The organism is Streptomyces sparsogenes (assembly GCF_001704635.1).
GTDB lineage: Bacteria > Actinomycetota > Actinomycetes > Streptomycetales > Streptomycetaceae > Streptomyces > Streptomyces sparsogenes.
This window is the reverse complement of record NZ_MAXF01000018.1, coordinates 25473-35225: the sequence shown is the minus strand read 5'-3', so window position 1 is coordinate 35225 and position 9753 is coordinate 25473. Positions and strand designations below refer to the sequence as shown.

6 protein-coding genes and 2 pseudogenes are annotated in these 9753 nt (G+C 73.5%); 3 read left to right on the top strand and 5 right to left on the bottom strand.

The genetic code is table 11. The annotated features are described in order from the left end of the window. Both BBH68_RS03010 and BBH68_RS03005 read left to right on the top strand, forming a co-directional pair. Positions 1–326, top strand: a pseudogene (locus BBH68_RS03010) (hypothetical protein); the annotation flags it as partial. Between the two features lie 31 nt (positions 327–357). Beyond that, positions 358–765: pseudogene (locus BBH68_RS03005) on the top strand (inorganic diphosphatase); the annotation flags it as partial. On the opposite strand, the gene BBH68_RS38915 reads toward BBH68_RS03005, so the two are convergent. From BBH68_RS38915 to BBH68_RS02985, 5 genes are read right to left on the bottom strand one after another with little or no spacing between them, the layout of a single operon-like run. After that, complete coding sequence (locus BBH68_RS38915; RefSeq protein WP_425428762.1) at positions 713–2236, bottom strand: ABC transporter ATP-binding protein; 1524 nt, start codon at positions 2234–2236, stop codon at positions 713–715. The pseudogene BBH68_RS03005 and the gene BBH68_RS38915 sit on opposite strands and share 53 nt — an antisense overlap. 54 nt (positions 2237–2290) lie before the next feature. Further along, positions 2291–3505 carry a sugar ABC transporter permease gene (locus BBH68_RS03000; RefSeq protein ID WP_065958667.1) on the bottom strand — a complete coding sequence of 405 codons (1215 nt, stop codon included), beginning with the start codon at positions 3503–3505 and terminating at the stop codon, positions 2291–2293. Further along, on the bottom strand, positions 3502–4284 hold the full coding sequence (locus BBH68_RS02995) for an ATP-binding cassette domain-containing protein (protein ID WP_065958671.1): 783 nt from the start codon (positions 4282–4284) through the stop codon (positions 3502–3504). Before BBH68_RS02995 ends, BBH68_RS03000 begins: the two co-directional genes overlap by 4 nt. A gap of 14 nt (positions 4285–4298) precedes the next feature. After that, entirely contained in the window at positions 4299–5420 is a 1122-nt protein-coding gene (locus BBH68_RS02990; RefSeq protein WP_065958666.1) for a substrate-binding domain-containing protein, read from the bottom strand. 54 nt (positions 5421–5474) lie between these two features. Continuing rightward, positions 5475–8048: a SpoIIE family protein phosphatase gene (locus BBH68_RS02985; protein WP_245737861.1), complete on the bottom strand. Its 2574-nt coding sequence runs from the start codon at positions 8046–8048 to the stop codon at positions 5475–5477. A gap of 464 nt (positions 8049–8512) precedes the next feature. Between BBH68_RS02985 and BBH68_RS02980 the strand changes: the two genes are divergently transcribed. After that, complete coding sequence (locus BBH68_RS02980; protein WP_065958665.1) at positions 8513–9709, top strand: Ig-like domain-containing protein; 1197 nt, start codon at positions 8513–8515, stop codon at positions 9707–9709. Positions 9710–9753: the final 44 nt, after the last annotated feature.

Here is a 9753-nt window from a genome sequence, read left to right as displayed (position 1 = left end):
GCCACCCCACCGTATGGCTGGCCGCCGTGGACCAGGCCGACCCGGCCGCGACCGGCACCCTCGCGGCCGAAGGGGCCGACCCGACGGCCCCCACGGGCATCGGGCACAGCGCCGTCGTCGGCCCCGACGGGACCGTGCGGCAGCGGCTGGGGGCGACCCCGGGGCTGCTGGTGGCGGAGATCGACACCGAAGAGGTCACCGCGGTCCGGCGCACGGTCTCCGTGCTCGCCAACCGCAGGCTGGGCCGCGACGTGAACGCACCGGCCCGAGCTGCCCGTACGCCACACCCGGCGCACACTGGAAGCGCGCGCCGGGCGCGCGGGTGACGCGGCCGGCCGGCGCGGGGAGGAGGTCGCGATGGAGTTCGATGTGGTCGTGGAGATCCCCGAGGGATCCCGCAACAAGTACGAGATGGACCATGAGTCGGGGCGGATCCGGCTGGACCGGATGCTGTTCACCGCCACCAAGTACCCGGCCGACTACGGCTATATCGACCACACCCTGGGGCGCGACGGCGACCCGCTGGACGCCCTGGTCACGGTCGGTGAGCCGACGTTCCCGGGGTGTGTCATCGAGTGCCGGGCCATCGGCATGTTCTGCATGAGCGACGAGAAGGGCCCGGACGAGAAGATCCTCTGCGTCCCCGCTCACGACCCGCGCTACGCCGGGGTGCGGGACATCGGCGATGTGTCGGAGTTCGACCGCATGGAGATCACCCACTTCTTCGAGGTCTACAAGGACCTGGAGCCCGGCAAGTCGGTCGAGGGCTCGCACTGGGAGGGCCGCGACCGGGCCTACGCGGAGATAGCCGCCTCACGGGCCAGGGCAGCCCAGTCGGCCCGGACGGCGGGGGCCGACCAGGCCACTGAGGCGGACACGGCCACTGAGGCGGACACGGCCACCGGACCGGACCAGGCCACCGGGGCGGACACGGCCACCGGGGCGGATCAGGCCACCGGGGTGGACACGGCCACCGGGCCGGCCCGGGACCGCTGAGGCCGGACGGCCTCAGCCGCGCGGGTCCGGGGCGGGCCCCCCGGTCGTTCTGCAGGGACCACAGCTCCCGGAACAGCCCGGGCGAGGCGACCAGTTCGGCGAAGGTGCCCTGCTGGATCACCCGGCCGCGGTCCAGCACCACGATGCGGTCGGCCACCGCCACATTCGCCAGCCGATGGGTGACCAGGACGACCGCGCGGTCCTCCGCCAGCCGCCGCAGCCCGGCGAAGACGCGGTGCTCGGCGCGGGCGTCGAGGGCGCTGGTGGGCTCGTCCATCACCAACAGCCCGGCGGGCCGGTGGAAGGCGCGCGCCAGCGCGATGCGCTGCCACTGGCCGCCGGACAGCTCCACCCCGCCCCACCACTGCCGGGCCAGCAGGGTGTCAAGGCCGCTGCACAGCCCGTCCACCACCTCCTGCGCCCCCGAGCGCACGGCGGCCTCCCGCACCGCCTCGTCCCCGCCGTGCGGCTGGCCCAGGGTGATGTTCTCGCGGGCGGTGAGCGGCCAGTGGGCGTAGTCCTGCGGGACCACCGCGGTCTGCCGCCACAGCGCCTGCGGGTCCAGGTCCCGGGTCTTGACGTCGTCCCAGGTCACCGCGGTGCTGGTGGGCAGGTACAGACCCGTGAGCAGCTTGCTCAGCGTGGTCTTGCCGGAGCCGTTCTCGCCGACCAGGGCGAGCACCTCGCCGCGCCGCACCTCGATGGACACCTCGTCAAGCGCCGGCGCGTCCGACTCCGGGTAGCGGTAGCCGACCGACTCGGCCCGCACCACCCCCGGAGCCGGCGCCGCCCGGCTGCCGCGCCGCATCCGGTGGCCGCCCGCCTCCTCGATGAACTCCGCCCAGTCGTCCAGATACAGCCCGGTACGGAACATCCGCGTGCCGTACGCCACCGCGCCGCGCAGCGAGGAGCCCACCGTGCGCAGCGCGAAGAACGCGGTCCCCGCCGAGGCCACGGACATCCGCCCCGACCCCAGGAGCAGCGCCAGCGCCGCCCACACCAGCCCGGAGGCCGCCCCTCCGGCCAGCGCGCCCAGCACCGCGAACCGCGCCCCCCGGTGGGCGGCCCGGTCGGTCGCGGCGTCCACCCGGGCGCCGATGGCGCGGTAGCGGTCGAGCAGGAAGGCCGCCATGGTGCCCGAGCGCAGCTGGTCGGCGATGTCCTTGTCCACCATGTACCAGCGCAGCAGCCCCAGCGTGCGCCGCTCGGCGCTCATCGCGCACGAGGTCTCGTAGTGCACCCGGGCCGCCTTCATCCCACCCGAACGGGGCACGGCCCGGCCCGGGCGCCGGGGTCAGGCCCGGCCGCGGGACTTCTGGGAGCGCCGGGAGACCGAGTCGAGGACGACGGCGGCCAGCAGCACCCCGCCGGTGATCATGAACTGGAGGGCCGACTGGATGCTCAGCAGCGCCATCCCGGAGGAGATCGACTGGATGACCAGCATGCCCAGCACCGCGCACCAGGTCCTGCCGTGGCCGCCGAACAGGCTGGTGCCGCCGATGACGGCCGCCGCGATGGCGTTCAGCACGAGGATGCCGGAGGTGGAGGGCTGGCCCACCGAGGTGATCCGCGAGGCCAGGAACAGGCCGCCGAGCGCGGCCATCGTGCCGGACACCGTGAGCACCGACACCCGCACCCACGCCACCCGCACCCCGGCCCGGCGCGCCGCCTCCACCCCGCCGCCCAGCGCGTAGACCCTGCGGCCGTACGGCGTGCGGCGCAGCAGCACGTCCAGGGCGGCGACCAGGACCACGAAGATCAGCAGCGCCAGCGGCAGCCCCTGGAACTGGTTGAGCACATAGGCGGCCGCGAACGCCACCGCCGCGATCAGCCCGGTGCGCACCGCGATCTCCCGGAGCGGCCGGTACGGCATCGCGGCGGCCTTGCGGCGCCGCCGGTCGCGGCAGGCGGCCAGGAAGAAGACGGCCGCGCCGAGCGCCGCGAGGCCGTAGGCGGCGGCGATGTCGTGGAAGTAGTAGCTGGTCAGCTTGGCGACCAGGCCCTGGTCGTCGAGGTTGATGGTGCCGCTCTGGCCGAGCAGGTAGAGGGTCAGGCCGTTCCAGGCCAGCAGCCCGGCCAGGGTGACCACGAAGGCCGGTACGCCGAACCGGGCGAAGAAGAACCCGTGCAGGGCGCCGATCAGCGCGCCCGCGAGCACCGCGATCACCAGGGCGAGCCACTCCGGCAGGCCCTCGTTGACGTTCAGTACGGCGAAGACGGCCGCCGCCAGTGCGCTGACCGAGCCGACCGACAGATCGATCTCCCCGATGAGCAGCACGAAGACGATGCCGACCGCGATCAGGCCGGTGCCCACGATGTCCACGCTCAGATTGGACAGATTGCGCGGGGAGAAGAAGTTGCCGTTCAGCCCCTGGAAGACGGCCCAGAGCAGCACCAGGCCCAGGACCACCGGCAGCGAGCCGGACTCGCCCTGGCTCAGCCGCTCCCAGGCCTGGCCGAGGGCGCGCTTGACGCGCCGGCCGGGCGCCGTGGAGGCGCGGCCCGTCACGGCCCCGCCTCCCCGGTGCGGGGCGGGCGGCGGGCGTGGGAGGTGGCGCCGGTGATGGAGGAGATGATCTGTTCCTGGGACGTGGTGGTCACGTCGAAGAAGCCGTTGTTGCGGCCCAGGCGCAACACCGCGGCATGGTCCGCGACGGCCTTCACATCGCCCATGTTGTGGCTGATCAGCAGCACCCCCAGACCGCGGTCGCGCAGCCGCTCCACCAGGTCGAGCACCTGGGCGGTCTGCTCGACGCCCAGGGAGGCGGTGGGCTCGTCCAGCAGCAGCAGCCTGGGCTCGCCCAGCAGCGAGCGGGAGATCGCGACGGTCTGCCGCTGTCCGCCGGACAGGGTGGCCACCGGGAGGCGCACATCGGGGACGCGGATGGACAGGGCCGCCAGCAGGCCCAGGGTGCGGCGCTCCATCTCCACCTCGTCCAGGATGCCGACCCTGCGCACCTCGCGGCCGAGGAAGACGTTGCCGACGACATCGAGGTTCTCGCACAGCGCCAGGTCCTGGTAGACGGTCGCGATGCCCAGGGCCTGCGCGTCGTGCGGGCGCTTGACCTGCACCGCGCGGCCGTCCCACTCCATGACGCCCCGATCGGCGGGGTCCACCCCGGCGATCACCTTGACGAGGGTGGACTTTCCGGCGCCGTTGTCCCCGAGCAGGGCGACGACCTCGCCGGTGTGGATCTCCAGCTCTACGTCGTCGAGCGCGTGGACGGCGCCGAAGCGCTTGGAGACGCCGCGCAACGCCAGCAGCGGCGGATCCGACACGGTCACCACCTCCCTCGCGCGGATCACCGCGCGGGTTCGGCCGAGGGCACGAGCCCGGCCCGCTCGCAGGCCGGCCGGTACTTGGGGGTGCAGATCTGCTGAATCGTGTACATGCCGCCCTTGACCACCGTCCTCCGGATGCTGTGCACGGTCAGCGGAATCGGGCGGAGCAGCACGGCCGGGACGCCGCCGCGGACCCGGTCCCGGGCGATGGGGCCGGGGCCCCTGCCGTGGGCCAGCGCGACGGCCATCTCGGCGGCCGCGTACGCCTCGGGCTTGAAGGGCTTGTAGACGGTCATGTACTGGACGCCCTCGACGATGCGCTGGACCGCCGCCAACTCGGCGTCCTGCCCGGTGACCGGGGGGATCGGCCGGATGCCGTTCGCCCGCAGGGCGGCGATCACCCCGGAGGCGAGGCCGTCGTTGGCGGCGTAGACGCCGTCGATGTGCCGGGGACCGAGGGCGGCGATGGCGCCGGCCATGTTGGTGTAGGCGCTGTCGGGCCGCCATCCGGCCGTGTCGTACGACTTCTCGATCCTGACCTTGCCGGTGAGGACGGACAGCGCCCCCTTCTTGAACGCCACCCCGTTGGGGTCGGCCAGGTCGCCGTTCATCATGACGATCCCGGCGCCCGGCGCGCGGCGGGGGCCGATGGCCTTCAGCAGCGCCTTCGCCTGGAGCCTGCCCACCTCCTGGCCGTCGAAGGACACATAGGCCGAGATGGGGCCCTGGGCGAGGCGGTCGTACGAGACCACCGGGATGTGGGCCTCCCGCGCCTTCTTGACCGCGGGGCGCATCGCCTTGGCGTCCACCGGGACCAGCACCAGGGCGCTCACCCGCTTGATGATCATTGAGTCCACCTGCTGCCGCTGGAGGGCCACATCGCCCTGAGCGCTGACGGACACCACCGAGCAGGCGGGGCAGAGCTGTCCGATCCGCCGCTCGATCAGGGGCCGGTCGAATCTGTCCCAGCGCGGAGTGATGCTGTCCGGCACCAGCAGGCCGATCGTCGGCCGGCCAGACGCGGTGGGGGAGGCGGGCCGGACGGCGGTGCCGGACTCCGCTGCCCTGCCGCAGGCGCCCAGCGCGAGGGCCAGGGTGGCCGCGACCGCGAGAGCGGCGGCGCGGCGCGGACGACTCCTCACGACGTGAAGCACCTCCTCACACCCGGGGCCGGTACGGGCGGCCGGGGCCGCGGGCTATCCGGCCACGACCGTGCCGGGGTCCGTACCGGCGCTGCCGCCCGTGCCGGGGTCCGGGTCGTCGGTCCGGTGGGTCGTCACGACGACCTCGCTCCACACCTGCTTGCCGCCGCTGACCGGCACCGAGCCCCAGGCCGCCGACATGGCCTCGACCAGCAGCAGGCCCCGGCCGCCGGTGGACTCCCAGTCCACCAGCACCGGCTTGGCGGGCGCCCGCGGCGACGAGTCGCTCACCGCGACCCGCAGCCGGTCCCCGGCCAGCGTGAGGTCCAGCCGCACCGGGCCCTGGGTGTGCACCAGGGCGTTGGTGACCAGCTCGGAGACCACGAGCAGGACCATGTCGGCCTCCTCGGCCACACGCCAGGAGCGCAGCGTGCGCGCGGTGAAGCGGCGCGCGTGCATCACGGCGTCGGGCAGCCGCCACACCGCCCAGCCGGCCCGGATCGGGCGGACCTTCATCCCGTCGTAGCGCAGCAACAGCAGGGCCACGTCGTCGTCGCGCCGGCTCAGGTCGCCCAGCAGCGAGTCGGCCAGCCGCCCGGCGTCGGACGGGTCCGCCTCCGAGAGCGCCCCGCGCACCCGCCGCAGGCCGTCCTCCAGGGGCACGCTCGCGGACTCCACCAGCCCGTCCGTCAGCAGGGCCAGCACCGTCCCCGGAGCCAGCCCGACGGCCGTCAGGGCGAACTCCGCGTCGGCGAGCACCCCGAGCGGCGGCCCGCCCTCGACCGCCACCTCCTCGGTGGAGCCGTCCGGGTGGCGCAGCAGCGGCGGCGGGTGCCCGGCCCGGACGAACCAGGCGTCGCCCTCCTCCATGTCCAGCTCGACATAGGCGCAGGTGGCGAACAGCTCCGTCTCCATGCCGACCAGCAGCCGGTTGGAGTGGCAGATGACCACGTCGGGCGGGTGGCCCTCCACCGCGTACGCCCGGATGGCCGTGCGTATCTGCCCCATGATGGTCGCGGCCCCGGCGCTGTGCCCCTGGACGTCGCCGATCACCAGCGCCACATGGCCGTTGGGCAGCGGGATCACGTCGTACCAGTCGCCGCCCACCTCCAGGCCGCTCATCGCGGGCAGATAGCGGGCCACGGCCACCCCGCCGGGGAGCGCGGGCAGCCTGCGGGGCAGCAGGCTGCGCTGCAGCATGGTGGCCAGTTCGTGCTCGGCGTCGTACGCGTGGGCGCGCATCAGGGCCTGCCCCACCAGGCCGGCCGTCGCGGTCAGCAGCGACCGCTCCTCCGGGGAGAACTCGTGCGGCTCCTCCCAGCCGACCAGGCACACCCCGACGACCCGGCCCTGCGCCGGGAGCGGCAGGACGGCCAGACCACCGGCCGCCATCCCCGCGAGGCCCGGCTCCAGGCCGCCGCCCGGGGGCAGCAGGCAGATCCGGCCCTCGCGCAGCGCGGTCTCCAGGGTGGGCAGCGCGCGGATCGGCACATCGGGCCACTCGGACCGCCACTCCGACCGCCATATCCCCGGCCAGGCGCCCGGCTCCGGCGGATCGAGGGCGGTCATCACCAGCCGGTCGCCCTCCAGCTCGGCGAGCGCGACCCGGTCGGCCCCCAGCGGCTCACGCAGCGCCACGGTCACCACCAGGCTGACGTCGCGCACGGTCATGGCGTTGGCCAGCGCCGCGGACAGCCGCTGGACCCGGGACACCTCGTCGGCGGTGGGCCGCAGATACGAGGCGTCCGCCACCAGGCCAAGCAGCCGCTCGGGGGTGCCCACGGCGTCGCCCTGGATCCGGCAGCACAGGCGCAGCCAGCGCAGCTCCCCGCCGGGCCGGCGGATGCGGAACTCCAGGTCGCGGCTGCCGAGGCTCAGCTGGCCAGGCTCGACGATGGACATCAGCGCGGGCAGGTCCTCCGGCACGGTGTGCGCCAGCAGGGTCTCCACCCGGCCGTCGAACGCGTCCGGGGCGATGTCCACCAGCTCGAGCAGCTGCGCGTCCGCGTCGATCCGCCCGGTGTTCAGCACCAGGGTGAACGAGCCGACGTGGAGGTGGTCGAGCGCCGAGCGGAGCACCGACAGCGGCCCGGTCCGGCCCGGCGCCCCGCCGCCTACCTGCGCGCCCGCCTTCAGCTGGGCGGCGATCTGGTCGGCGTACAGCTCCAGGAAATTGCGCTGCTCGGCGTCGAAGCCGTGCCCCGGGTGGACCACGACCAGGCAGCCCAGCCGCCTGCCGTCCGCGCCCAGCGGCAGCGCGCCCAGCGACATGTCGGCCGGGAGGGCCCGCTGGGCGTTCTCCCCGTAGACGGCGAGCTTCGCGGAGGTCGACCACTGGGGCCGCCCGGTGCGGAAGGCGTCGGCGACGGGGGAGCGGCCCGCCAGGGGATAGCTGGTCGGCAGCCCGTACAGCGCGCGCGGGCCGCCGGCCGTCTCGGTCAGCCGCAGCTCGTCACCGTCCGCGGACAGCACGTACACGGCCGTCAGCGCCGCCGCGGCGAACGCCATGGCCTGCTCCGTCACGGCGTGCTCCGCTCCCGGCGGCCTGAGGCCGACCCCGGACGCCCTGTCCTCCGGGCCCCTCCACGGTCGCGTGATGTCCACACCAAAGCCGCCTCGGCCGGCCATCGCGCCATTCCACCTCCTGGCCCGCCTGTGCACCGCCCCGACGAGTGTGAGGGCGCTCACACCAACAGGATGGCACAGCGGCCACCGAACCAGCGGCCCGGCGGAGCGCTGGTGATCTGCGAAAACGGATCTCGGCAGCAGACCTTGCGAAGCGCGGGACAGCGCTCATATGCCGAATGCGCGCCGCACGGGGCGTGCCGCCCGCGCTCCGCGAGCCGCAGAGCGCTGCGCCATTCAGGGCAATTCGAGGTCATCTCTATGGCGTAACCGTGTTGACGGCGCGCCTACTAGTCGTACCGGTGGGTTTTCCCATCTGCCGGGGGACGGCGGCGCGTGTGTGACGCAGCGTCAGTCGCCGTGATGAGCCCCCCAGCACATGAAGCGCCGCTCCGCCCGGCTCAAGGCACCGCGCGGCGACCACCCGGCCCACCTTCACCCACAGCACCTCGCACGGAGGGCTCATCATGCCTAGTCCCACGATCACCCTGGTCACGGTCACGCCGAATCCGGCGGTCGGCGGCCAGTCGGTCACCGTCACCGCCACCGTGATCCCCCTCGGAACCGGCACCCCCACGGGCACCGTGACCTTCACCGTCGCCGGGGCCACCCCGCCCACCCAGACCGTGAACCTGACGGGCAACACGGCCTCGGCGACCTTCACCAACCTCGGCGTCGGCGTCCACACGGTCACCGCGACCTACAACGGCGACGCGAACTTCACGTCCTCCACTGGCTTCAACAGCGTGATCGTCATCCAGGGACAGACGACCACCACGGTGGTCTCCTCTCCCGATCCCTCACAGCTGGGGCAGACGGTGAACATCACCGCCACGGTGACGCCGATCGCCCCCGCCACGGGCACCCCCACCGGCACGGTCACCTTCGTGATCACCGGCGTGGGAGGCGGAACCTTCGTCCAGCCCGTGACGGGCGGCGTGGCCACGCTCTCCCTCAACACCCTGGGCGTCGGCACCCACGCCATCACCGCGATCTACAGCGGCGACACCAGCTTCCTGCCGTCCGCCGGCTCCGACACCCAGACGGTGACCCCGGGACCGTCGGCCACGACGACCACGGTGGTCTCCCTGCCGAACCCGTCGGTGGTCGGACAGCCGGTGAACTTCACCGCCACGGTCACCTCCAACACCCCCGGGTCGGGCACGCCGACCGGCACGGTCACCTTCACCATCGCCGGCACCGGGGGAGGAACGTTCACCCAGCCCCTGACGGGCGGCGTGGCCACGCTGACCCTCAGCACCCTGGGCCCCGGCTCGCACACCGTGACCGCCGTCTACAACCCCGACACCCCGAACTTCACCACCTCGACCGGGACCACCACCCAGGTGGTGAACGCGGCCAACACGACGACCACGGTCACCAGCTTCCCGAACCCCTCGACCGTGGGACAGACGGTCAGCTACATCGCCTTTGTGCAAACCGTGCCTCCCGGGACCGGGATCCCCACGGGAACGGTCAACTTCACCGTCACCAACGGCACGAACACCGTGACCGGCTCCGCCCCCCTGGACAGCAGCGGCTTCGCCGTCTTCACCGACAACACCCTGCCCGCCGGCACCTACACGGTCACCGCGACCTACGCCGGAAACACCGGCTTCAACACCTCGAGCGGCACCAGCACCCAGCTCATCACAGGTCCCTGACCTGCTGAAACACCGAGCCCCGCCACTGCCCTGGGGGCGGTGGC

Bases quoted from the DNA above. Each gene is read 5' to 3' on its own strand.
- BBH68_RS02980 (WP_065958665.1), top strand. From the start codon at position 8,513: ATGCCTAGTCCCACGATCACCCTGGTCACGGTCACGCCGAATCCGGCG.
- BBH68_RS02985 (WP_245737861.1), bottom strand. From the start codon at position 8,048: ATGGCCGGCCGAGGCGGCTTTGGTGTGGACATCACGCGACCGTGGAGG.